Source organism: Modestobacter versicolor, assembly GCF_041028285.1.
GTDB classification, from domain to species: Bacteria; Actinomycetota; Actinomycetes; order Mycobacteriales; family Geodermatophilaceae; genus Modestobacter; species Modestobacter versicolor_A.
The window spans coordinates 430,132-452,211 of record NZ_JABGDB010000001.1 but is presented as its reverse complement, the minus strand read 5'-3'; the positions used below and the strand labels follow the sequence as shown (position 1 = coordinate 452,211).

At 73.8% G+C, this 22,080-nt stretch carries 20 protein-coding genes; 10 read left to right on the top strand and 10 right to left on the bottom strand.

Annotated features, from left to right (window positions below; translation table 11 throughout):
• Positions 1 to 118 precede the first annotated feature (118 nt).
• The 3 genes from HL054_RS02330 (at position 119) to HL054_RS02320 (ending at position 3,629) form a co-directional block, all read left to right on the top strand.
• Positions 119 to 1,300, top strand: coding sequence for a zinc-dependent alcohol dehydrogenase (locus tag HL054_RS02330; RefSeq protein ID WP_369137082.1), 1,182 nt, complete (start codon positions 119 to 121; stop codon positions 1,298 to 1,300).
• Between the two features lie 160 nt (positions 1,301 to 1,460).
• The gene (locus HL054_RS02325) at positions 1,461 to 2,699 is read left to right on the top strand and encodes an MFS transporter (RefSeq protein WP_369137081.1); all 1,239 of its coding nucleotides are present in this window, start codon (positions 1,461 to 1,463) and stop codon (positions 2,697 to 2,699) included.
• A 39-nt stretch (positions 2,700 to 2,738) separates the two neighbouring features.
• Positions 2,739 to 3,629, top strand: coding sequence for an oxidoreductase (locus HL054_RS02320; RefSeq protein ID WP_369137080.1), 891 nt, complete (start codon positions 2,739 to 2,741; stop codon positions 3,627 to 3,629).
• Between the two features lie 115 nt (positions 3,630 to 3,744).
• Here HL054_RS02320 and HL054_RS02315 read toward each other — a convergent pair whose 3' ends face one another.
• The 3 genes from HL054_RS02315 to HL054_RS02305 are packed head-to-tail and all read right to left on the bottom strand — an operon-like array spanning position 3,745 to position 6,894.
• Positions 3,745 to 4,962 carry an MFS transporter gene (locus HL054_RS02315; protein WP_369137079.1) on the bottom strand — a complete coding sequence of 406 codons (1,218 nt, stop codon included), beginning with the start codon at positions 4,960 to 4,962 and terminating at the stop codon, positions 3,745 to 3,747.
• Positions 4,959 to 5,564, bottom strand: a complete 606-nt coding sequence (locus HL054_RS02310) for a TetR/AcrR family transcriptional regulator (RefSeq protein WP_369137077.1) — start codon at positions 5,562 to 5,564, stop codon at positions 4,959 to 4,961. Before HL054_RS02310 ends, HL054_RS02315 begins: the two co-directional genes overlap by 4 nt.
• 1 nt (position 5,565) lies before the next feature.
• On the bottom strand, positions 5,566 to 6,894 hold the full coding sequence (locus HL054_RS02305; RefSeq protein ID WP_369137076.1) for a D-arabinono-1,4-lactone oxidase: 1,329 nt from the start codon (positions 6,892 to 6,894) through the stop codon (positions 5,566 to 5,568).
• A gap of 109 nt (positions 6,895 to 7,003) precedes the next feature.
• Between HL054_RS02305 and HL054_RS02300 the strand changes: the two genes are divergently transcribed.
• Positions 7,004 to 8,224 (top strand): amino acid deaminase/aldolase, encoded by a 1,221-nt coding sequence (locus tag HL054_RS02300; RefSeq protein WP_369137075.1) that lies wholly within the window; start codon positions 7,004 to 7,006, stop codon positions 8,222 to 8,224.
• Between the two features lie 100 nt (positions 8,225 to 8,324).
• On the opposite strand, the gene HL054_RS02295 is transcribed toward HL054_RS02300, so the two are convergent.
• From HL054_RS02295 to HL054_RS02285, 3 genes are all read right to left on the bottom strand, one after another.
• Positions 8,325 to 9,944: an ABC-F family ATP-binding cassette domain-containing protein gene (locus tag HL054_RS02295; RefSeq protein ID WP_369137074.1), complete on the bottom strand. Its 1,620-nt coding sequence runs from the start codon at positions 9,942 to 9,944 to the stop codon at positions 8,325 to 8,327.
• A gap of 48 nt (positions 9,945 to 9,992) precedes the next feature.
• Positions 9,993 to 10,424, bottom strand: coding sequence for a DUF1801 domain-containing protein (locus HL054_RS02290; protein WP_369137073.1), 432 nt, complete (start codon positions 10,422 to 10,424; stop codon positions 9,993 to 9,995).
• A 124-nt stretch (positions 10,425 to 10,548) separates the two neighbouring features.
• Positions 10,549 to 11,517 (bottom strand): isopenicillin N synthase family dioxygenase, encoded by a 969-nt coding sequence (locus HL054_RS02285; protein ID WP_369137072.1) that lies wholly within the window; start codon positions 11,515 to 11,517, stop codon positions 10,549 to 10,551.
• Positions 11,518 to 11,629: 112 nt separating this feature from the next.
• On the opposite strand from HL054_RS02285, the gene HL054_RS02280 reads away from it, so the two are divergent.
• The 3 genes from HL054_RS02280 (at position 11,630) to HL054_RS02270 (ending at position 15,305) form a co-directional block, all read left to right on the top strand.
• The gene (locus HL054_RS02280) at positions 11,630 to 12,685 is read left to right on the top strand and encodes a winged helix DNA-binding domain-containing protein (RefSeq protein ID WP_369137071.1); all 1,056 of its coding nucleotides are present in this window, start codon (positions 11,630 to 11,632) and stop codon (positions 12,683 to 12,685) included.
• Positions 12,686 to 12,721: 36 nt separating this feature from the next.
• Complete coding sequence (locus tag HL054_RS02275) at positions 12,722 to 13,693, top strand: aldo/keto reductase (protein ID WP_369137070.1); 972 nt, start codon at positions 12,722 to 12,724, stop codon at positions 13,691 to 13,693.
• Between the two features lie 76 nt (positions 13,694 to 13,769).
• A complete protein-coding gene (locus HL054_RS02270; RefSeq protein ID WP_369137069.1) occupies positions 13,770 to 15,305 on the top strand; it encodes an FUSC family protein in 1,536 nt (511 codons plus the stop codon).
• Here HL054_RS02270 and HL054_RS02265 read toward each other — a convergent pair.
• The 4 genes from HL054_RS02265 to HL054_RS02250 all read right to left on the bottom strand — a co-directional run bounded on the left by HL054_RS02265 (position 15,302) and on the right by HL054_RS02250 (position 19,712).
• Entirely contained in the window at positions 15,302 to 17,959 is a 2,658-nt protein-coding gene (locus HL054_RS02265; protein ID WP_369137068.1) for a ParA family protein, read from the bottom strand. The two genes, HL054_RS02270 and HL054_RS02265, sit on opposite strands and share 4 nt — an antisense overlap.
• Positions 17,959 to 18,318 carry a HEPN domain-containing protein gene (locus tag HL054_RS02260; RefSeq protein WP_369137067.1) on the bottom strand — a complete coding sequence of 120 codons (360 nt, stop codon included), beginning with the start codon at positions 18,316 to 18,318 and terminating at the stop codon, positions 17,959 to 17,961. The genes HL054_RS02265 and HL054_RS02260 overlap by 1 nt, the downstream gene beginning before the upstream one ends.
• Positions 18,319 to 18,441: 123 nt before the next feature.
• Positions 18,442 to 19,362: an SDR family NAD(P)-dependent oxidoreductase gene (locus HL054_RS02255; RefSeq protein WP_369137066.1), complete on the bottom strand. Its 921-nt coding sequence runs from the start codon at positions 19,360 to 19,362 to the stop codon at positions 18,442 to 18,444.
• The gene (locus tag HL054_RS02250) at positions 19,266 to 19,712 is read right to left on the bottom strand and encodes a nitroreductase family deazaflavin-dependent oxidoreductase (protein ID WP_369137065.1); all 447 of its coding nucleotides are present in this window, start codon (positions 19,710 to 19,712) and stop codon (positions 19,266 to 19,268) included. Before HL054_RS02250 ends, HL054_RS02255 begins: the two co-directional genes overlap by 97 nt.
• A gap of 114 nt (positions 19,713 to 19,826) precedes the next feature.
• Here HL054_RS02250 and HL054_RS02245 point away from each other — a divergent pair, with 114 nt between their 5' ends.
• Genes HL054_RS02245 through HL054_RS02235 form a run of 3 tightly spaced genes read left to right on the top strand, consistent with a single transcriptional unit; the run spans position 19,827 to position 22,079 of the window.
• A complete protein-coding gene (locus HL054_RS02245; protein ID WP_369137064.1) occupies positions 19,827 to 20,459 on the top strand; it encodes an SIMPL domain-containing protein in 633 nt (210 codons plus the stop codon).
• Positions 20,456 to 21,379 (top strand): KPN_02809 family neutral zinc metallopeptidase, encoded by a 924-nt coding sequence (gene ypfJ, locus HL054_RS02240; protein ID WP_369137063.1) that lies wholly within the window; start codon positions 20,456 to 20,458, stop codon positions 21,377 to 21,379. Before HL054_RS02245 ends, ypfJ begins: the two co-directional genes overlap by 4 nt.
• A 43-nt stretch (positions 21,380 to 21,422) precedes the next feature.
• On the top strand, positions 21,423 to 22,079 hold the full coding sequence (locus HL054_RS02235) for an NADPH-dependent F420 reductase (RefSeq protein ID WP_369137062.1): 657 nt from the start codon (positions 21,423 to 21,425) through the stop codon (positions 22,077 to 22,079).
• The last annotated feature ends 1 nt before the right edge of the window (position 22,080 follow it).

Sequence of the window (22,080 nt, the reverse complement as noted above, 5' to 3'; positions counted from 1 at the left end):
TCGAACGCGCCGTGACGGGTACGGAGCGAGGAAGGTCACGCACGACGGATCGCGCTCGCGACGTCCGTGACCCGCGACCACGCCCCTGAACGCCATCCCCAGACCGAGGAGCACACCCATGCGCGCAGTCACCTGGCACGGCCGGGACGACGTCCGGGTGGACACCGTCCCGGACCCGTCCATCCAGGAGCCGACCGACGTCATCGTCGAGATCACCTCCTCCGGCATCTGCGGCTCCGACCTCCACCTGATCGAGGTCATGGCGCCGTTCATGACCGTCGGCGACGTGATGGGCCACGAGCCGATGGGCGTCGTCCGCGAGGTCGGGCCCGGCGTCACCGAGCTGCGGGCCGGCGACCGCGTCGTCGTCCCGTTCAACATCTCCTGCGGCACGTGCTGGATGTGCGCGCAGGGGCTGCAGAGCCAGTGCGAGACCACCCAGAACCGCGAGCAGGGCTTCGGCGCCTCGCTGTTCGGCTACACCAAGCTCTACGGCCAGGTGCCCGGTGGGCAGGCGGAGTACCTGCGGGTGCCGTTCGGCAACACCCTGCCGATCAAGGTGCCCGCGGGCCCGGCCGACGACCGGTTCGTCTACCTGTCCGACGTGCTGCCGACCGCGTGGCAGGCCGTGCAGTACGCCAACGTCAAGCCCGGCAGCACGGTGCTCGTGCTGGGCCTGGGCCCGATCGGCGACATGGCCACCCGGATCGCCAAGCACCTCGGTGCCGCGCAGGTGCTGGCGTCCGACACCGTGCCCGAGCGGCTGGCCCGGGCCCGCGCCAACGGCATCGACGTCCTGGACTCCACCACGCAGGCCGACGTCGTCGCCTGGGTGCGGGACAAGACCGACGGGCGCGGCCCGGACGCCGTCATCGACGCCGTCGGCATGGAGGCGCACGGCTCCCCCGGCGCCAAGTTCGCGCAGAAGGCCACCGCGCTCGTGCCGGACGCAGTCATGGAGAAGGTCATGCAGGTCGTCGGCGTCGACCGGATGGCCGCGCTGAACACCGCGATCGAGGCGGTCCGCCGCGGCGGCACCATCTCGCTGTCCGGCGTCTACGGCGGGGCCACCGACCCGATGCCGCTGATGCGGATGTTCGACAAGCAGATCGAGCTGCGGATGGGCCAGGCCAACGTGTGGCGCTGGGTGCCCGACATCCTGCCGCTGCTCACCGACGGCGACCCGCTCGGCGTGGACACCTTCGCCACCCACCACGTCCCGCTCGAGCAGGCGCCGCAGGCCTACGAGACCTTCCGGCAGAAGCAGGACGGCGCGGTGAAGGTGCTGCTCCAGCCCTGAGCCAGCGGTGCGTCGCGGGCCGGCCCCACCGGGGCCCGGCCCGCGACGTGACCAGGCTCATGCCGGTCGGGTGCAAGGATCCGCGGCCCGCTCCTCTTGGCTGTGGTGGGGACGCCGACGTCCCCGTCCCCCACCCCGCCCGACCCCGAGGAGCTCCGCCGTGCCCCGCGCCCTGCTCGCGCTCGCCATCGGTGCCTTCGGCATCGGCACCACCGAGTTCGTGGTGATGGGCATGCTCCCCCAGATCGCCGAGGGCCTGGACGTCTCCGTCTCGGCGGTGGGGCTGCTGATCAGCGCGTACGCCATCGGGGTGGTCATCGGGGCGCCCACGCTGACGGCGCTGGGCGTGCGGTTCACCGCCCGGCAGACCCTCGTCGCGCTGATGGTGCTGTTCACCGTCGGCAACCTGCTGTCCGCGCTCGCGCCGAGCTACGGCTGGCTGGTCGCCGCCCGGGTGTTCGCCGCCCTGGCGCACGGGTCGTTCTTCGGGGTGGGCGCGGTCGCCGCGCGCCGGCTGGTGCCCAAGGAGAAGAGCACCCAGGCGATCTCGCTGATGATGACCGGGCTGACCCTGGCCAACGTCATCGGCGTCCCGCTGGGCACGTTCATCGCCCAGCAGCTGAGCTGGCGGGTGGTCTTCGCCGCCGTCGCCGCGATCGGCCTGGTGACCATCGTCGGGCTGCTGGCCTGGATGCCGGCCGTGGGCGGCCAGCGCACCGACCTGCGCAGCGAGCTGGCCGCGTTCCGCCGCCGCGGGGTCTGGCTGGTGCTGGGCACCACGATGGTCGGCTTCGCCGCGTTGTTCTCCGTCTACAGCTACGTCAGCCCGATCCTCACCGAGCTCGGCGGGATCCCGGAGGCGTGGGTGACCCCGGTGCTGGGCCTCTTCGGCGCGGGCACCACCGTCGGCACCCTGCTCGGCGGCCGGCTGGGCGACCGCTGGGGCATGTCCTTCGTCGCCGTCGGGCTGCTGGGCACGGCCGCCGCGCTCGCCGTGCTGGCCCTGGTGGCCCGCACCCCGGCCGCGGCCATCGCCGTCCTGGTGTTCTTCGGGACGCTCGCGTTCGCCCTCGGGCCCGTCGTCCAGAACCGGGTGATCGAGGCGGCCCGGGTGCCCGGCGGAAGCCTGGTCTCCGCGGCCAACCAGGCGGCGTTCAACCTGGCCAACGCCCTCGGTGCCGCCCTCGGCGCGGCCGTGCTGTCCGCCGGGCTGGGCTACACCGCGCCGATCTGGGTCGGCGCCGGGCTCGCGCTGCTGGGCACCGCGATCGCCGTGGTGACCATCCGCTCCGAGCGCCGGGAACGGGCCGCCCTCGCCGCGGCCGCCGGGGCCGACGTCGAGGTCTGGCAGCGGGCCCTCGCCCGGGTCGCCGACCCCGCACCGGCCGCCGTCCGCTGATCGTTTGACCGCCCCGGTCCCCGGGGGTAAGCCGGGGGCATGACGACGACGGCGGAGAAGTCCGGCCAGTTCACCCTCGGCGACCGCACGGTGCACCGCATCGGCTACGGCGCCATGCAGCTGTCCGGGCCGCACATCATGGGTCCCCCGGCGGACCGGGACGGCGCGGTCGCGGTGCTGCGCCGCGCGGTCGAGCTGGGCGTGGACCACATCGACACCAGCGACTACTACGGCCCGCACGTGACCAACGAGATCATCCGCGAGGCGCTGCACCCCTACCCCGAGCAGCTGACCATCGTGACCAAGATCGGGGCCCGCCGGACGCCGGAGGGCGAGTGGCCGGAGGCGCTGGGTGCCGACGAGCTGCGCCAGGCCGTGCACGACAACCTCGACCACCTCGGCCTCGAGGCGCTGGAGGTGGTGAACCTCCGGATGCCCGGGTTCGCCGAGCCCGTGCAGCGCTCGCTCGCCGAGCCGATGGAGACGCTCGCCCAGCTGCAGCAGGAGGGGCTGGTCCGGCACATCGGGGTCAGCAACGTGACCCCGCAGATGCTCGCCGAGGCCCGCGGCATCGCGCCGGTGGTGTGCGTGCAGAACCACTACAACCTGGTGCACCGGGACGACGACCCGCTGGTCGACGCGCTCGCCCGGGAGGGCATCGCCTACGTGCCGTTCTTCCCGCTCGGCGGGTTCACCCCGCTGCAGTCCGCGGCGCTGGAGTCGGTGGCGCGTGCGCTGGAGACCACGCCGATGGAGGTGGCGCTGGCCTGGCTGCTGGCCCGGTCGCCGAACCTGCTGCTCATCCCCGGCACCTCGTCGATCGCGCACCTGGAGCAGAACCTGGAGTCCGCGGCGCGGGTGCTCGGCCCGGTCGAGCTGGCGGAGCTGGACCGGATCGGCGGCGACGGCACCCTCGACCCCGACCTCTGACGACGCCGGCCGGTGATCAGGTGAGCTCACCGCACGTGCTCCTGGCTCACGTCCCACCGTGAGCCAGGAGCACGCGGGACCAGGTCACCTGATCCACGCCGGGACGCGGGGGTGGTCAGCGGACGGAGCGGATGCGGGCGACGCTGAGGGCGCCGAGCACGGTGACGGTGCCCGCGAGCCCGAAGAGGACGTCGTAACCACCGAGCTCGGCGATGACCAGGCTGGCCAGCAGCGGGGCCAGCGCCTGCGGGGCCACCGCGGCCACGTTCATCACCCCCAGGTCGCCGGCGACGGTGCGGGCGTCGGGCAGCACCTGGGTCACCAGCGCCTGGTCGACCGAGGTGTAGGCCCCGTAGCCCGCACCCAGCAGCAGCCCGGCGACCAGCGCGCTGGGCCAGCTGGGCGCCACCACCAGGACGGCGCACGCCAGGGCCTGCAGCACCGCGGCGCCGGCGACGAACACCCGCCGGCGCCCGGTGCGGTCCGACAGCACACCGCCGCCCCACGTCGCGGCGACGGTGGCCACCAGGTAGACGACCGTGAGCACCAGCAGCGAGCCCTCGGGGTCCTCGCGGCGGAGGCCGTCGGTGAGGAAGTACAGCAGGTACGTCGTCCCCAGGGCGTTGCCCAGGTTGACCAGCAGCCGCCCGCCGAACGCCCAGCCGTAGTCCGGGTGCCGGGTCGGCGCCGCCCAGCTCGCCCGCAGCGCCGCGCCCAGGGACCGGGGGCGGACGTCGGGCGCGGTGTCCCGGCTGCGCAGCAGCCAGGGCAGCGCGACGAGCACCAGCAGGACGGCGAGCCCGGCGTACCCGGTGCCGGTGCCGCCGCCCAGGCCGGTGACCAGCAGCAGGCCGACCAGGATGCCCAGGGCCTGCGGCGCGTAGACGGCGGCGGACACGGTGCCCCGCTGCCCGGCGGGCACCTGGTCGGCGAGGGTCGCGGTCAGCCCGGCCATCGCCGCGTACATGCCCAGCTGGGCCACCGACCAGCCGCCGGCCACCGACCGCCAGTCGTCGGCGGCACCGGTGAGCAGCAGCCCGGCGACGTAGCCCGTGACGCCCCCGGCCACCCACACCCGGCGCCGTCCGTACGGGGAGCGGGTGCGGTCGCACAGCGCGCCGAACACCGGCAGCGCCACCAGCGCCGCCAGCCCGGCCACGCCGTTGACCAGGCCGAGGTCGCGCACCTTGTGCACCGGGTCCAGCTCCTCCAGCTGGAGCGGGAGCAGCAGCTGCACGGGCGCGAGCTGGGCGGCCCAGAGGCCCAGCCAGACCAGCCCGAACCGCGCCGTCCACGCCCGGCCCACCGGGGCGGGTGCCCGGACCGCCGTCATCCCGCGGGCAGTTCGGCGTGCTGGGCCACGAAGAGCTCCACCGCGGCGTCCAGCACGGTCCGGGTGGCCGCGGTGTCCCGGTCGACCAGCCAGGTGGTCGTCGCCCCGTCGATGAGGGTCACCAGCAGCCGGGCGAGGTCGGGCACCGGCCGGCGCCACGCCGTCCCGGTCGCGGCGGCGACCTGCTCCAGCAGCCGGGTGGCCGCCGCTGTGTAGGCGCGGTACTGCTGGCGGGCCACCGGCCGCAGCGCGGGGTCGCGCAGCGAGTGCATCGCCAGCTCGAACATCAGCTGCTCGGCGCCCGGCTCACGCTCCAGGTGGTCCAGGTAGCCGGCCGCCGCGGCCCGCAGGCAGTCTGCCGGCCCGGCGCCGGGCGGGAGGTCGGCGGTGGCGGCGGACAGCTCGTGGCCCACCACCCGGTGCACCAGCTCGCGCAGCAGCTCGTCGCGGGAGGCGAAGGCGTAGTGGAAGCTGGCCAGCGACATCCCGGCCTCGGCGACGATCGCCCGGGTGGTGCCGGCGGCCAGGCCGTCCCGGCTCATCACCCGCAGCGCCGCCTCGACCAGCGCGGCGCGCCGGGCCTCGGCCGGCAGCCGGGGCACCTCAGGCCCGCCCGGAGCGCGCGGTCACGGGGCCGAGCACCCGGTCGAGGTGGGCGTTGCCGAAGACGCCGGTCGGGTCCAGCCGGTCGCGGACCGCCGTGAACTCGGCGAACCGCGGGTACCGGCCGGCCAGCGCGGCGGCGTCCAGGCCGTGCAGCTTCCCCCAGTGCGGGCGGCCGCCGACCGCCCCGGCGATCGCCTCGAAGGCGGCGAAGTACTCCCCCGGCTCGCTGGCCGCCGGCACGTGCACCGCCACGTAGGCGGTCGCCCGGCCCGAGGCGGTCGACAGCGGGACGTCGTCGGCCGCGGCGACCCGGACCTCGACCGGGAACGGCACCCGCCATTCCGAGGCGTCGACGGCGCGCCGCAGCTCGCGCAGCACGTCGGGGGCGGCGTCCCGCGGGACGGCGTACTCCATCTCCCGGAACCGCACCCGCCGGGCCGACACGAACACCCGGTGCGCGGCGTCGGTGAACGTCCGGGCGGTGAGCGCGCGGGAGCTGAGCCGGGCCAGCGGCCGCACCAGCGGCGGGGCGAGCCGGCCGGCGGCGACGACCGCGGCGAAGGCGCCGTTGGCCAGCACCTCGTCGTCCCAGAAGGCACGCCGGCGCGGCAGCGGGGCGACCTCGGCGAGCGGCACCCGGGTGTTGCGCTTGGTGGCGCAGCGGTCGGTGTGCGGGAACCAGTAGAACTCGACGTGGTCGGCCGACGTCATGAAGGCGTCGAAGTCCGCGCACAGCTCGGGCAGCGACGCCGACCCCTCCTCGGCGCGCAGCGCGAAGGCCGGCACCGCCTGCAGCGTCACGGTGGCCAGGACGCCGAGGGCGCCCAGCCCGACCCGGGCGGCGCTGTACACGTCCGGGTGCTCGGTCGCCGAGCAGCGCAGCACCGACCCGTCGGCGAGCACCAGCTCCAGGGCGCGCAGCTGGTCGGCCAGCCCGCCGAACTCCGCCCCGGTGCCGTGCGTGCCGGTGGACAGCGCGCCGGCCACGGTCTGCCGGTCGATGTCGCCGAGGTTGGTGAGCGTCCAGCCCCGGGCGGCGAGCGCGGCGGTGAGCCGGTGCAGCGGCATGCCCGCCTGCACGGTGACCAGCCCGTCGGCGGTGACGTCGACCAGCGCGGCGTGCCGGTCGAGCACCAGCTGGACGTCCTCGGGCCGGCCGATCGCGGAGAACGAGTGCCCGCTGCCGATCGGCCGGACCCGCTGCCCGGCGGCCGCCGCCGCGCGCACGGCGGCGGCGATGCCCGCGGTGCCGACGGGGTGGACGGCGGTGACGCCGGTCGCGGACTGGTTGCCCGCCCAGTTCCGCCAGCTGTCCTGCCCCGGCACGCGACCTCCCTGGCTGGTGTGTCGGCGGCAGCCTGACGCCGCGCACCACGCCGGTCAAGGGACTGGGACGCTTGACCCACTCGTGTCGCGACCTGGATGCTGCGCTCCCATGACGCCCGGGGAGTCCGCAGCCGCCACCCGGGCGCGGCTGGACGCCGCGACCGCCGGGCTCGACCCGCCACTGGCCGTGGTCGACCTCGGGGCGCTGGACGCCAACGCCGACGACCTGGTGCGCCGGGCCGCCGGACGGCCGGTCCGGGTGGCCAGCAAGTCGGTGCGCAACCGCGCGGTGCTCCGCCGGGTGCTCGCCCGGCCGGGCTTCGCCGGGGTGCTGGCGTACTCGCTGGCCGAGGCGCTGTGGCTGGCCGGCGCGGACGGTGACGACCCGGTGAGCACCGACGTCGTCGTCGGCTACCCGACGGTGGACCGCGCGGCGCTGCGCCGGCTGGCCGCCGACGAGCAGGCCGCCGCCCGGGTGACCCTGATGGTCGACTCGGCCGACCAGCTCGACGTGCTCGACGCCGTCGCACCACCCGGGACCCGGCCGGCCGTGCGGGTATGCCTCGACCTGGACGCCTCCTGGCGGCTCGGGCCGGCGCACGTCGGCGTCCGCCGCTCGCCGGTGCACACCCCCGACCAGGCGCACGCCCTGGCCCGCGCCCTGGTCGCCCGGCCGGGGGTCGCGCTGGTCGGGGTGATGGCCTACGAGGCGCAGATCGCCGGGCTCGGCGACTCCCCCGCGGGGCGGCCGCTGCGCGGGCTCGCCGTCCGCGGCATGCAGCGGTCCTCGGCCCGGGAGCTGGCCGCGCGGCGCGCCGCCGCGGTGGCCGCCGTCCGCGAGGTCGCCGCGCTGGAGTTCGTCAACGGCGGCGGCACCGGCAGCCTCGAGCGCACCGCGGCCGAGCCCGCCGTCACCGAGCTGGCGGCCGGGTCGGGGCTGTACTCCCCCACCCTCTTCGACGGGTACCGGGCCTTCCGCGGCCGCCCGGCGGCGCTGTTCGCGCTGCCGGTGACCCGCCTGCCGGGCCCCGGCCTGGTCACCGTCGCCGGCGGCGGCTGGATCGCGTCCGGCCCGCCGGGGCCGGACCGGGTGCCGGTGCCCACCCACCCCGCCGGGCTGCGGCTGGTACCGACCGAGGGCGCGGGCGAGGTGCAGACGCCGCTGCGCGGGCCCGGGACGGCGGGCCTGCGGGTGGGTGACCGGGTGTGGTTCCGGCACGCCAAGGCCGGCGAGCTGTGCGAGCGGGTCGACGAGCTGCACGCGGTGTCCGGGGACGCCGTCGTCGCGGCGTGGCCGACCTACCGCGGCGAGGGCCGCACCTTCGGGTGAGGCCCCCGGGATCAGCTGAGATCACTGCACGTGCTCCTGGCTCACCGCACAGCGTGAGCCAGGAGCACGGGAGATCAGCTCACCTGATCCCGGACGGCGATCAGCGGGCGCGCTGGACGCGGCCCTCGTCGAACACCGGCTCCGGCGTCTCGCGGACGTGCCCGTCGGAGCCGAACAGCAGGAACCGGTCGAAGGTGCGGGCGAACCAGCGGTCGTGGGTGACCGCGACCACCGTGCCGTCGAAGGCGTCCAGCGCCTGCTCCAGCGACTCCGCCGACAGCACGTCGAGGTTGTCGGTCGGCTCGTCGAGCAGCAGCAGGGTGGCGCCGGACAGCTCCAGCAGCAGCACCTGGAAGCGCGCCTGCTGGCCACCCGACAGCGACCGGAACAGCTGGTCGCCGGCCTCGGCCAGCCCGTACCGGCGCAGCGTGGCCATCGCCCGGCCGCGGTCGACGCCCGGACGGTCGGCCTCGCCGTGCCACAGCAGGTCGACCAGGGTGCGCTCCAGCCACTCCGGGTGGGCGTGGGTCTGGGCGAAGAAGCCGGGGACGACGCGCGCCCCGAGCCGCCAGCCGCCGGTGTGCGCGACGTCCTGACCGGCCAGCAGCCGCAGGAAGTGCGACTTGCCCGCACCGTTGGACCCCAGCACCGCGACCCGGTCGCCGTACTCGATCTCGACGTCGAAGGGCCGCATCAGCCCGGAGAGCTCGAGCTGCTCGGCGACGACCACCCGCACGCCGGTGCGGCCGCCGCGCAGCCGCATGGTCACCTGCTGGTCCTTCGGCGGCGCCGGCGGGGCGCCGGCCGCCTCGTACTTCGCCAGCCGGGTCTGCATCGCGTGGTAGGTCGACGTCATCGCCGGGGAGTTCTTGGCCTGCTGCTGCAGCGTGCGCACCAGCTCGACCAGCCGCTCGTGCTCCTCGTCCCAGCGCAGCCGCCGCTCGGCCATCCGCTCGTGCCGGGCGGTACGCGCCGCCGGGTAGCTGGCCCAGTTCCCGCCGTGCACCCACGCCGAGCCGCCCTCGACGGTGACGACCCGGTCGGCGACGCGGGCCAGCAGCTCGCGGTCGTGGCTGACGAACAGCACGGTCTTGCGGGTCTCCAGCAGCCGCTCCTCGAGCCAGCGCTTGCCCGGGACGTCGAGGTAGTTGTCCGGCTCGTCGAGCAGCAGCACCTGGTCGGGGCCGCGCAGCAGGCACTCCAGCGCCAGCCGCTTCTGCTCGCCGCCGGACAGCGTGCTCAGCTCGCGGTACTTGCAGCCGTCGTAGGGCACGCCGAGCGCGGCCACGGTGACGGTGTCCCAGGTGACCTCGACGTCGTACCCGCCGACGTCGCCCCAGTGCCCGAGCGCGTGCGCGTAGGCCATCTGCGCGGGCTCGTCGTCGTCCTCCATCATCGTCAGCTCGGCGGCCTCGACGGCGTCCCAGGCCTGCCGGACGGCGGGCGGCGCGAGGTCGACGAGGAAGCGCTGGACGGTGGTGTCGTCGCGCACCGAGCCGATGAACTGGCGCATGATGCCGAGCCCGCCGATGAGCGCCACCGAGCCGGCGTCCGGGGTCAGGTCGCCGCTGATGATCCGCAGCAGGGTGGTCTTGCCGGCCCCGTTCTCGCCGACCAGGGCGGCGATGGCGCCGTCCCCGACCCGGAAGCCGACGTCGTCGAGCAGCACCCGGCCGTCCGGCAGGGTGAGCCGGACACCGGTGACGTCGACGTAGCCCATGGACCCATCATCCGGCCCCCGGCAACCCGGTTCGGACGGCGGGGGCGGTCAGCCGCTGTAGGCGTTGCGGCCCTCGGCGGTGCTCGCGACGGCGTCGCGCACCAGCTGGTCCAGCGCCACGGTGTCGACCCGGTCCAGCGAGGTGAACCGGATGCAGCTCTTGCCGCAGGAGACCTTGCCGAGCTGCGCGGCCCGGGCCTCGGCGAGGTACTCCCCGTCCACGACCGCGCACACGTACACCGAGAGGTGCCGCTTCTGCGCGGCCAGCGCGATGAGCGGCCACTGCACCGTCTCCTTCGCCGACCGCGGCCGGTACGGCATCATCCCGTAGCCCAGCATGGCGCCGCTGCCCACCGGCACCAGCTGCCGGTCGATCCCCGGCGCGGCCGCCTGCACCAGCGCGTCGACCCGGCGCAGCTCCCCGGCCCGCTCGCCCGCGGCGGCGAACCACTCGTCGACGTCCGGAGTGTGCGCGTCCACGGCCGGGCTCAGAGCACCGAGCCGAGCAGCACCGCACCGGCGGCCAGCAGCATCGCGGCGACGATCACGCCGGCCACCAGCCGCTGCCGTCGTCGTCCGTCGGGCCCGAGGTTGCCCATCCCCATCATGGACGCACGGTACGTCCTCGACCGGCGGCGACGGACTCCCCGCGGTCCCGCAGGAACTGCCCGGCGGTCACCGGCGGGTAGCGCGACGGGCCGGCCGCGGCGGTGGGCAGCCGCTCGACGACGGCCAGCGGGTCGGCCACCTGCGAGAACACCAGCGCCAGCAGCTCCTCGGTGGGCCGTTCCGCCGACGGGGGCAGCACCCGGTGCGGCGCGGAGCGCCAGCGGTCGCCGGTCCACCGTGCCAGCAGGTCCCCCGCGTTCACGCTGAGCGCCCCGGGCACGGCCGGTGCGTCGACCCACACGTCGTCCGGGGTGCGCACCTGCAGCCCGCCGGACCCGGGCCCGCGGTCCGCCAGGGTGAGCGTCCCGGCGTCGGTGTGCCCGCCGACCCGCATCTGGCCGGGCAGCACCGACCCGAGCGTGCAGTGCGCCGGGTACCAGGCCAGGTCCACCGACCAGGGGCTGCCGGTGCAGCGCGCGACGAAGAAGTCGTCGGCCAGGTCGAGGGCGAGGGCGCAGACCCGCAGCAGGTCGTCGAGCAGCACGGCACAGCAGTGCGCGAAGGCGGCCGCGGCGGCGGCCAGCCCCGGCGTGGACGACGGCCAGTCGTTGGGCCCGAACCAGTCCTCCTCGGGGGTGCCGACCAGCGCCGGCGGCGGCTGCTCCGGCCCGAAGGTGAACGCCTCCCGGAGGTCCGGCGGCACGGCGCCGGAGTGCCCCGGCGGGGTCCAGCCGCGCCCACCGGGGAAGCAGGCCAGCTCCGCCTTCTCCGTCCCCGGCCGGGCGAAGAACGGGCGGACGCCGGCGCGCAGCCGGTCCCGCAGCTGCGCGCCGACCGGGTGGCCGGTGACAAGCAGGAAGCCCACCTCGCACAGGGCGCGGTCGACCTCGGTGGCCACCTGCCGGCGGCCCGCCGGGGTGCCCTCGTACCAGGGGGCCAGGTCGACCAGCGGGACGGCGGTCATCGGCTTCCTCTCCGCTCGGGTGCGCCCGACCGTAGGGACCCGCGGTTGCCTGCGGATGACGTCGCGGTGACGTGCTGGGCGGATCGTCGGCCCCCGGTGCCAGGGTGGGGCCGTGGACGACGAGATCTCCCTGCTGCGGATGGCGGCCCAGCGGCTGGTCGGCCCGCGCGCGCCGGGCCCGGCCGAGGCGGTGCGGCTGCTCACCGCCGTCCAGGGCCAGGACCTGCCGGGCGCCCTGCTGTCGGTGGCGCTGCGCGCCGGGTGCAGCCGGGCGGCGGTGACGGCCGCGCTGGACGCCGGTGAGGTGGTCCGCTCGTGGCCGATGCGCGGCACCCTCCACCTGGTCGCCGCCGAGGACCTGCCCTGGATGCTCGAGCTGCTCGGCGGCCGCGTGCTGGCCGGTGCGGCGGGCCGCCGCGCGACCGTGGGCCTCACCGACGCCGACGTGGCGCGGGCCCACGACGTCGCGGAGGCGGCGCTCACCGGCGGCCGCCGGCTGGGCCGCACCGAGCTGGTCGCGGCGCTGGCCGAGGGTGGCGTGCCCACGGCGGGCCAGCGCGGCTACCACCTGCTCTGGTGGCTGGCGCAGACCGGCCTCACGTGCCTGGGCCCCACCCGGGACGGCGACCAGCAGTTCGTGCTGCTCGACGAGTGGGTGCCCGCCCCCCGCCGGCTCGAGCGCGAGGAGGCCTTCGGCGAGCTCACCCGGCGCTTCTTCGCCGGCCACGGCCCGGCGACGGTCAAGGACCTGGTCCGCTGGGCCGGGGTGCTGGTGCGCGACGTGAAGGCGGGCCTGGCGCTGGCCGCCCCGCACCTGGAGCGGCTGGACGTCGACGGCACCGAGCACTGGATGGACCCGCGCACGCCGGACCGGCTGGCCGCTGCCCGCGCCGAGGCGGAGGCGGAGGCGGTGCACCTGCTGCCGGGCTTCGACGAGCTGGTGCTGGGCTACCTCGACCGCAGCTGCACCGTCCCGCCGGAGCACGCCGACCGGATCGTGCCCGGCGGCAACGGCATGTTCCGGGCCACCGTGGTGCACGCCGGCACCGTCGTCGGGGTGTGGCGCACCGGCCGCGGCAAGGCCCGGCCGATCGAGCTGGAGCCCTTCGCGGAGCTGTCCCCCGACGTGCTGGCCGCGGTGCAGGAGCGCTACGCCGCGCTCCCCTGACGGTTGCAGGGCGCACCGGCCGGGCACCGCCGGACCATGGAGTACACCCGCCTCGGCACCACCGGCCTGCAGGTCTCGCGCATCTGTCTCGGGATGATGAGCTTCGGCGACCCCACCCGGGGTGGTCACCCGTGGAGCCTCCCCGAGGAGGAGAGCCGCGCGGTCATCAAGCAGGCGCTGGACGCCGGCATCACCTTCTTCGACACCGCGAACGTCTACTCGGCCGGCTCCAGCGAGGAGATCACCGGCCGGGCCGTCCGCGACTTCGCCGACCGGGAGGACGTCGTCCTGGCGACCAAGGTCCACGGCCGGATGCGCCCCGGGCCCAACGGCGCCGGGCTGTCCCGCAAGGCCGTCCTCGCCGAGCTCGACGCGAGCCTGACCCGGCTGGGCACGGACTACGTCGACCTCTACCAGGTCCACCGCTGGGACCCGCACACGCCGGTCGAGGAGACGCTGGAGGCGCTGGACTCCGCGGTGCGCTCGGGCAAGGTCCGCTACCTGGGCGCCTCCAGCATGTGGGCCTGGCAGTTCAGCAAGGCGCTGCACCTGGCCGGTGAGCACGGCTGGCACCGCTTCGTGTCCATGCAGGACCACTACAACCTGCTCAACCGCGAGGAGGAGCGGGAGATGCTGCCGCTCTGCGTCGACCAGGGCATCGGCGTGATCCCGTGGAGCCCGCTGGCCCGCGGCCGGCTCACCCGGGACTGGGACGAGAGCACCACCCGCTCGGAGACCGACGAGTTCGGCAGCAAGCTCTACAACGACGCCGACCGGGTCGTCGTGGAGCGCGTCGCGGAGGTCGCCGCGGCGCGCGGCGTGCCGCGGGCGCAGGTCGCGCTGGCCTGGGTGCTGTCCAAGCCCGTGGTGACCGCGCCCATCGTCGGGGTCACCCGGGCACAGCACCTGGCCGACGCCGTGGCCGCGGTCGACCTGGAGCTGTCGGCCGAGGAGGTCGCGCGGCTCGAGGAGCCGTACACCCCGCACGGGGTGGTCGGCTTCGCCTGAGCCGCGGCCGGCGTGACCCAGCTCGCCCGCCCGGCGTGACCCGCGTCGACGACACGGGCTCCCCGGGCGGGCGACGATGACGACCGTGCCCGGCGCCTCCTCCACCCGCCGGGTGGCCGGGCACCTGCTGGGTCCGCCGCTGCCGCCGGCCCGGGTGCTGTGGGCCGCCCACGGTCGCCGGGCGCTGTCGGCTGCGGCCTGCGTCGGCCTGCCGCTGGCCCTCCTCGTGTCGCTGGGCCGCGCCGACCTCGGGGCGGCCGCCGCGCTGGGCGGGTTCACCGCGGTCTACGGCCACGCCCTGCCCCACCGGCGGCGGGCCCCGGTCTCGGCCGGGGTCGCCGCCGTGCTGGTCGCGGCGGTCGCCCTCGGCGGCCTGGCCGGCCCGCACCCAGTCGTCCTGGCGCTCGTGCTCGGCCTGCTGGCCGCGGCCGCGACGGCGGCGACCGCGGTGTGGCACGTCGGCCCGCCGGGGCCGCTGATGGCGGTGCTGGTCGGCGGCAGCGCGAGCGGGCTCGGGGCCACGGCCGCCGAGGTCGGCCAGCACGTCGCCGCGGCAGCGGGCGCCGCGGCGCTGGCCTGGCTGGTGGTGATGGCCGGCTGGCTCCGGGACCCGGCCGGCCCGGAACGCCGCGCCGTGGCCGCGGCGGCCGCTGCCGTGGCGGCCGGCACCCCGCGCGACGGCCGGCCGGACCCGGCGGCCCGCGCCGTCCGGCTGGCGCACGCAGCCGTGGACCGGGGCAGCCGGCGGCGACCGTCGCTGCGGCCTCGGCTGGCGGAGGTCGAGGACCGGTTCCTGCGGACGCTGCCCGCGATCGACCCGGCCGTCCCGGAGCCCGCGTCCGCCGCCCCGCGCCGGCGGCACCCCCCGCTGTGGCTGCCCACCGCCGCGCGCATCGGCCTGGGCACCTGGGCCGCCGGCACGCTGGCCGCCGTGCTGGGGCTGCACAGCCCCTACTGGGCCGCGACCGCCGCGGTCGCCGTGCTGCTCGGCACCGACGCGCGGCACACCCGGGCCCGCGCGTTGCACCGCGTCACCGGCACCCTGCTGGGCACCGTGCTCACCGCGGTGCTGTTCTGGCTCGACCTGCCGAACGGGGTGACCGTCGCGGTGATCGGCCTGATGCTGGTCTGCGTCGAGCTGCTGGTGGTCCACCAGTACGTGCTGGCCGTCTCGCTGATCACCCCGGTGTCCCTGTCGCTGGTGCACCTCGGCGCCGGCAGCCCGGGCGGGGCCGACCTGATCACCGTCCGGCTCGGCGAGACGGTGGTCGGCATCCTCGTCGGGCTCGCGGCCGGGCTGCTGCTGTTCCCCCGCACCGGCAGCCGGCGGTTGCCCGCCGCCGTCGCCGCGACGGTGCGGCAGGCCCTCGCGGCGGCCGCGGCCCCACCCGGCACCGCCGCCGACGGGGCGCTGCGCGACGCCCTGGTGGCCCAGCACGAGGTGGCGACGGCGGCCCGCGCGGAGCTCTTCGCCGCACCTGGCGCCGATGCCGCGCTGCGGCGCTCCCGCCAGGTGGCCGACCTCGGCTGGGCGCTGCTGGGGGCCCGGGCCCGGGACGGCGCGGCCCTGGCCGATGCGGTCGGCCCACAGATCCGCGCCGACCTGGCCTAGGCCTGCCCTCGACGCCCCATTCCAAGCGCTTTTCGGTATAACTCCGGGACACGGTATCGCTCGACGTCGTCTCGCGTACCGATATCAACGCCGAGCAAGCCAACCTCTCGAGCCAAGTTTTCCACCGCACCCTCGACATCTAGATCAATGGCATCAAATGGGGTCCGCCCGACATTTTCGAGGGCCACAAAGAGAGGCTCCAGTTCACGGAACTCCTCCCGCAGGGCCGTAATTGCCTGCTCACTGACCTCGTCCAAGGACTCAACCAAGGCGCGCGGGCGCAGGACGCTTCGCTCGTATGGATTACTTCGCTGCAAGCGACGCTCGACCTGCACTGCCTCGTTGAACAGCTGCAATAGCGCTCGCGGCGAGTGATTCTCATTCGCGTCCGAGAGGCGACTCCAGACCCAGTTATAGGTAAAGGCCGTTTTTCCGCCGGACACGCGCTCACCCACCAAGAGCGTCCACGCGTCGTACACGAGGGCTTCAGGCCAGTATTCAACAGCAGTGCGCCGGAGGTCGAGACCCGGCCGCCCAAGGGCAGCGTGGACATACTCTGCAAAACGCTCAGAACGCAAGGATTGCTTCAAGGCGACGCGCAGGTAGTCCGCTTGGTAGGCCCAAGCCAAACGCACCTCGCGCCCGTAGAAGTGGCTCTTATTTGCAACGGAGACGAGCCGCCAGATGTCCTCACGCAACATCAATTTGAAATCGATGGAGACGAGACCGTCACCATGGGACATGAGAAAACTGAGCAGGCCACCAATACCCTTTTGGCGGCGCTCTAGATCGGCCGTTTCCAACCCGAAGCCGGTGTCAAGTCCGTCAAACAGCAACAAGATTGACTCACCGAGGGCCGCATCAACCTCACGAAGCCACTCGACCCCGAGCAGCGCGGCATCCGGGTGTCCTAGCAGGGTGCGCAGGTCCTTAACCAGTTGCAAGTTTGAATACGCCGCCTCCGATGTGGTCTCGTAAGCAACATCGGTGGTATCAACCCATCTCGCCCCGGGCAGTTGGGGCGCACGCAGTTTCAGCGCAATACCGATCAACAGCGGCCAGGCGGCGCGCCAATCTCGCTCTAGCCTGGCCAATTCATCGCCGATCGCACGATACGATTCAGCTTCGGGCATCCAGGGTCGATACGTGACCAGCCCGGGAGGGCTCGTGACAACAACCGAGTCGTTTCGCTGGGCCAGTCGTCGGAACAGCGCAGTCTTGCCTGTACCTTTGCGCCCCAGGACAAGTGGGACGTCGGACCGCATCGCTCGCTCAACAATATCTGTGGTGAGGAAGGTCTGCTCGAAGTCTTCGTCCGATTGCGCCTCGGCCGTGCCCGTGGAAAAGCGTAACTCATCGAGCAAGCCCGACTTGGCGCTGACATCGATGTCGGGCTCGTCATCACGCCTTTCGCCGGGACGCTCTCCAACGAACCCCGCGATCCAGCCGGCGATTGGCTCATAAGCCGACAAGGTTGACTCGCCTACGTAATCCGAGGCCGCCACTTCTTCCGAGTAGCCAACGACATGAACTAGTTCCTCAACATCGTCAAACACCTTCTCGCCTTGGTCATCGCGAGCAGGAGCAAGCCACTCCCGAACCCACTCTACAGATCGGTCTTCGAAATGCTTCTTCAATTCTGGAGACGAGAGTCCTGGCACGGGAGAGATAAGAAACCGCGGCTCAGGCGTGAAATCGGTGTCCGTAGCGTCGCGCCGGTTAGACCGCGCTCCCAGCAAAGCGCGGGTCAAGGCGGCCGTACCAACGCGAGCCTGCGGGTGAGGAAACATTGTCACAACTGCTATATCTGCAACGTCGAAGAGGAGCGGGGCAGACAGTGGACTAATACCAGTACGGGAGTCAATCAGGACCACGTCAGGACGAAGTCTCATGGTTCTGACCGCCCGCATGAGGTCGCGAAGTGGGTTGACGGCTTCTCGATACCAAGCTGCAGGTTCCAGCTGAGCGAGCTTACGCGCGTAGTCAGCATTGGGCGTCCCAGCGGGCAGCAAATACAGGTTGCCTGACTGGCCAACGGGGATGACGTGCTCATCTACCGAGGTGATTTCGCCGGCCATCTCGCCCGCAAGGAGCAGAGAGACGACGCCGGCCCCCTCTAAGACTTCGTCTTCGACGTCCAGCAATGCTGCCAGGCCAGGAGCTTCCAAGTCCATGTCAATACAAAGGACGCGCATCGACCGGGCGAGAGAGATTGCCGTATGCGCTAAGGCAGTCGACCGCCCCACCCCTCCGCGCAGCGAATAGAATGTAGCCACCACCGGAGGCTCAAGAGATTCATCACTACGCGAAGGAAGATTCAGGTGGATGATTTCATCTTGCCCTCGTAACAACGATTCTGGCCACAGCGGAAGGTGCCGCTCATCTTCCGAAGCCGCGTCGTCGTCCGCTCCGACGATTGCAGCCTCCGCGCGTGTCAGCACCTCCACGTGCGCTACATCTTCGCCTACAAGGGCGTCGGCCAGCCGCCGTCGACGGTCGGAAGGCGAGTCATCTCTCCCGTCCGGTGTGATGACGAGAACGCGAAAGCCTCGATATGAATCACGGCGAACGATCGCCGAGCTCTCACCTCCAAATTCGTCAGCCACCTTGGCGGTGATGCGGGAGATTGCTTCGTCGGTAATTGAACTGCTCATTATCGCCCACCCATCCGATTCACGCGCGTCCTCAGCCAGCCAGCCAACTTGGTCGCCACAGCTACAGTGGACGCATAATCGCCCTGCAATGTGACTTCGTAACGCATCTCGACAGAGCGCTGCTCTGCAAATGCCCGCATGTCGGGAGGCAAGTCCTGCCTACGAATGCCGCAGGCCTCTAGCAAGTCGATAATCTCATGAGTTTTTGCAGGCCGGGTTCCCCTAGCCGTGCTGAGCGCCTTGGCGTACGCCTCGACGACGTAGCCCAACATATAGACAACTGCGAGTTGCCTCTGGCCAGTCATAAGGTGCGCAGCGTCGGCACCCCGCTCAGTGGCCACGTCTGACCACCGCTCCATCGCTGCCCTTCGCGAGCCGTCCAGAACCCCTCCCCCGATTGATGCCCCTGGTAAGACTGGCATATCCACACGGTGCCACCGGGCAAGCTCGACGCCGCATGCGCAACCGGCCCGGCTGAGGGCTCAGGCGGGCAGGCCGACCAGATGGGCGGAGCGTTCCCACAGCTCGCGGGCCCGCACCGCGTCCCGGGCCGTGGGCAGGGTGACGGCGGTCGACCGGTCCGAGTGGAGGCGGCCGTTGCGCCAGCCGCCGTCCGCCGTCGCCAGCCACACCAGGGTGTCCGCGCCCTGGGCGGGGGTGCGCAGGAACGCGACCAGCGGCGACCGGAAGGCCAGCCCGGTGACGCCACCGGCGGCGCGCCCGAAGGAGGTCGCCACCCCGCCGGGGTCGAAACAGGCGGCGGTGACCTCGGGCGCCCAGCGCCGGGCCAGCTCGGCGGTGAAGAGCACGTTGCACCACTTGGCGTGTGCGTAGGCGCGGGTGGCGACGTACGGGCCACGGGGCTCCAGCACGTGCCCGCGGCGCGCGCTGCCGGCCCAGTGGGCGAAGGAGGAGGTGACCACCACCCGGCCCCGGGCGGCGCGCAGCGGCTCCTCGAGCAGCCGGGTGAGCAGGTAGGGCGCCAGGTGGTCGACCTGCAGGGTCAGCTCGTGACCGTCCACGGTCTGCTGCCGGCGCCGGTTCGAGGCGCCGGCGTTGTCGGCCAGCACGTCGATCTGCGGGAACCGCTCGCGCAGCTCCCCGGCCAGCCGCCGGACGTCGTCCAGCCGCGCGAAGTCCGCGGTCAGCCCGACCGCGCCGGCCAGCTCCGCCGTCACCGCCGCGGTCTTCGCCGCGGATCGGCCGACCACGACGACCTGCGCGCCGCCGCGGTGCAGCCGGCGGGCCGCCGCCGCGCCGATGCCGTCGCTGGCGCCGGTGACGACGACGACCGGCCGGTCGCCGCTCAGCGCTTCGGCTCGACGAGGACGATCGGGATCTTCCGGTCGGTCTTCTCCTGGTAGCCGGCGTAGTCGTGGAAGGCGGCGACCGCGCGCTCCCACCACTGCACGTACTCCTCGCCGTCGATCTCGCGGGCCACGCCGTCCCACACCCGGTCGCCGTCCTGCACCGTCACCTCGTCGGGGTGGGCCTTGAGGTTGAAGTACCAGGTGGGGTGCTTCGGCGCGCCGCCCTGCGAGGCCACCATCGCGTAGACGCCCTCGTGCTCGACCCTCATCAGCGGGTTCTTGCGCACCTTCCCGCTCTTCGCGCCGCGGGTGGTGAACACGACCACCGGCTCGGGGCGGCCGGGCAGCGTCGCGCCCTCCCGCCCGCCGGTGCGCTCGTACAGCTCCACCTGATCGCGGACCCACTGCTCCGGACTGGGCTCGTAGTCACCTTCGAGGGGCATGGCCCGACCCTAGGTCCGGGCAGCGGTGGTCCGCACGGCGCCGGGGTGCGGACGGGCCGGGGTGACGGCAGAGTGCTCCGAGCGGTCGGGATCGTCCCGGCGCGGGAGGGGGCGGTGACCGTGGACCCGCGCGTGGTGGTGCGGGGCGAGGCCGTCACCGAGGCGCTCCCGGACGCCGCCGACCTCGTCGTCACCGTCGAGGTGCGCCACCGCCGGCGGGACGAGGCGCTCACCGCCCTGGCCGCGCGCCAGCGGGCGCTCACCGCGCTGCTGGCCGCGCAGGGCGACGTGCTGGGCGCGGTGTCCACCGACGCGGTGGCGGTGCACCCGGAGCAGGACGGCACCCGGGTCACCGGGCAGGTGGCCGCCGTCGTCACCCGGGTGCAGGTCGAGCAGGTGGACGCCGCCGGTGCGCTGGCCGCCGCCGTCGCCGCCCTCCCGGACACCTCCCTGTACGGACCGCACTGGCGGTTGTCCCGCAGCTCCCCGGCACACCAGCAGGTGCGGACGGAGGCGGTGGCCGACGCGATCGGCCGGGCCAACGCGTACGCCGCCGCGCTGGGCTGCCGGCTCACCGGCCTGGTCGAGGTCCGCGACACCGGCGGCGGCGGGGCGGTGCGCGCTCTGGCCGCCCTCGCCCCGGCGTCCCCGCAGCTCGAGCTGCGGCCGGCGCCGCAGGAGGTGCGCGGCTCGGTCGAGGTCACGTTCACCATGTCCGTCCCCGACGAGGAGGTCTTCCAGCGATGAGGTTCCGGGAGAGCGGCCGGTTGGACACCTCCGGCGTCCAGGACCGGCGGGCCGGCGGCGGTGGCGGCGGGCGCGGGCTGGCCGTCGGCGGCGGGGGGCTCGGGCTGGTCGGCGTGATCGTGCTCGTCCTGTTCCAGGTGCTCGGTGGCGGCGGCGGTGGGGGCGGCGGCACGGCCGGCCTGGCCGGCACGCTGGGTGGGCTGGGCAGCGGGGAGACGGCCGACAACTCCGCCCTCGAGCAGTCCTGCCAGACCGGCGCCGACGCCAACGACTCCGTGGAGTGCGCGATCGTCGCCGACATCGAGTCCGTCCAGGACTACTGGACGCAGGCCCTGGGCGGTCGCTACCAGCCGGCGGACACCGTGTTCTTCGCCGGCTCCGTGCAGACCGCCTGCGGCGGGGCGACCAGCGGGTCGGGCCCCTTCTACTGCCCGGCCGACCAGCTGATCTACATCGACCTGTCGTTCTTCGACGACCTGCAGAGCCGCTTCGGCGCCGCCGGCGGGGCGTTCGTCAACGCCTACGTGCTGGCGCACGAGTACGGCCACCACGTGCAGAACCTGCTGGGCACCAACCAGCAGGTCGACCCGCGGGAGAGCGGCCCGACCAGCGGCAGCGTCCGGCTGGAGCTGCAGGCCGACTGCTACGCCGGCACCTGGGCCAACCACGCCGAGACCGTGCCCGACGAGTCCGGCCAGCCGCTGATCTCCGACATCACCGACGACGACATCGCCCGGGCGCTGGACACCGCCGGGCGGATCGGCGACGACTTCATCCAGGAGAACCTGGGCAGCGGCACGGTCGACCAGGACGCCTTCACCCACGGCTCCTCGGAGCAGCGGCAGCGCTGGTTCAGCACCGGGTACGAGACCGGCGACCCGAACCAGTGCGACACCTTCGCCACCGACGACCTGGGCTGACCGGGACGGAAGAAAGGGCGGGCCGAACCGGTTCGCTGCGGTCATGACGACCCTGGGACTCATCGGCGCCGGCCACATCGGCAGCGCCCTCGCACGGACCGCCCTGGACGCCGGCTGGGACGTGGTGATCAGCAACTCCCGCGGCCCGGAGACGCTGGCCGACCTGGTCTCCGAGCTCGCCTCCCGCCCCACGGCCGGGGGCGCCGTCCGCGCCGGCACCGCCACGGAGGCGGCCGCCGCGGCCGACCTCGCCGTCGTCACGATCCCGCTGAAGGCGATCGGTCAGGTGCCGGTGGAGCCGCTCGACGGCAAGGTCGTGATCGACACGAACAACTACTACCCGCAGCGGGACGGGCAGGTCGCCGAGCTCGACGAGGGCCGCTGCACCAGCTCGGAGCTGCTGCAGCGGCACCTGCCCGGGTCCACCGTGGTCAAGGCCTTCAACCACATCCAGGCCGCGCAGATCGTCAGTGCCCGCTCGGCCCCCGGCACCCCGCACCGCCGCGCCCTCGTCGTCGCCGGGGACGACGCCGCCGCCAAGCAGCGGGTCGCCGACCTCGTCGACGCGATCGGCTTCGACGTCGTCGACCTCGGCACGCTGGCCGACAGCTGGCGGATCGAGCCGGGCACGCCGGGTTACGGCGCCGAGGACGACGCCGACCAGCTGCGGGCGCACCTGGCCGCCGCCACCCGCGGCTGAG

What these genes read in the sequence shown, in the direction of transcription:
- HL054_RS02275 (WP_369137070.1), top strand. Translation starts at nt 12,722, where the DNA reads ATGGAGTACACCCGCCTCGGCACCACCGGCCTGCAGGTCTCGCGCATC.
- HL054_RS02330 (WP_369137082.1), top strand. Translation starts at nt 119, where the DNA reads ATGCGCGCAGTCACCTGGCACGGCCGGGACGACGTCCGGGTGGACACC.
- HL054_RS02270 (WP_369137069.1), top strand. Translation starts at nt 13,770, where the DNA reads ATGACGACCGTGCCCGGCGCCTCCTCCACCCGCCGGGTGGCCGGGCAC.
- HL054_RS02250 (WP_369137065.1), bottom strand. Translation starts at nt 19,712, where the DNA reads ATGCCCCTCGAAGGTGACTACGAGCCCAGTCCGGAGCAGTGGGTCCGC.
- HL054_RS02320 (WP_369137080.1), top strand. Translation starts at nt 2,739, where the DNA reads ATGACGACGACGGCGGAGAAGTCCGGCCAGTTCACCCTCGGCGACCGC.
- HL054_RS02235 (WP_369137062.1), top strand. Translation starts at nt 21,423, where the DNA reads ATGACGACCCTGGGACTCATCGGCGCCGGCCACATCGGCAGCGCCCTC.
- HL054_RS02285 (WP_369137072.1), bottom strand. Translation starts at nt 11,517, where the DNA reads ATGACCGCCGTCCCGCTGGTCGACCTGGCCCCCTGGTACGAGGGCACC.
- HL054_RS02260 (WP_369137067.1), bottom strand. Translation starts at nt 18,318, where the DNA reads ATGGAGCGGTGGTCAGACGTGGCCACTGAGCGGGGTGCCGACGCTGCG.
- HL054_RS02265 (WP_369137068.1), bottom strand. Translation starts at nt 17,959, where the DNA reads ATGAGCAGTTCAATTACCGACGAAGCAATCTCCCGCATCACCGCCAAG.
- HL054_RS02295 (WP_369137074.1), bottom strand. Translation starts at nt 9,944, where the DNA reads ATGGGCTACGTCGACGTCACCGGTGTCCGGCTCACCCTGCCGGACGGC.
- HL054_RS02300 (WP_369137075.1), top strand. Translation starts at nt 7,004, where the DNA reads ATGACGCCCGGGGAGTCCGCAGCCGCCACCCGGGCGCGGCTGGACGCC.
- HL054_RS02315 (WP_369137079.1), bottom strand. Translation starts at nt 4,962, where the DNA reads ATGACGGCGGTCCGGGCACCCGCCCCGGTGGGCCGGGCGTGGACGGCG.
- ypfJ (WP_369137063.1), top strand. Translation starts at nt 20,456, where the DNA reads ATGAGGTTCCGGGAGAGCGGCCGGTTGGACACCTCCGGCGTCCAGGAC.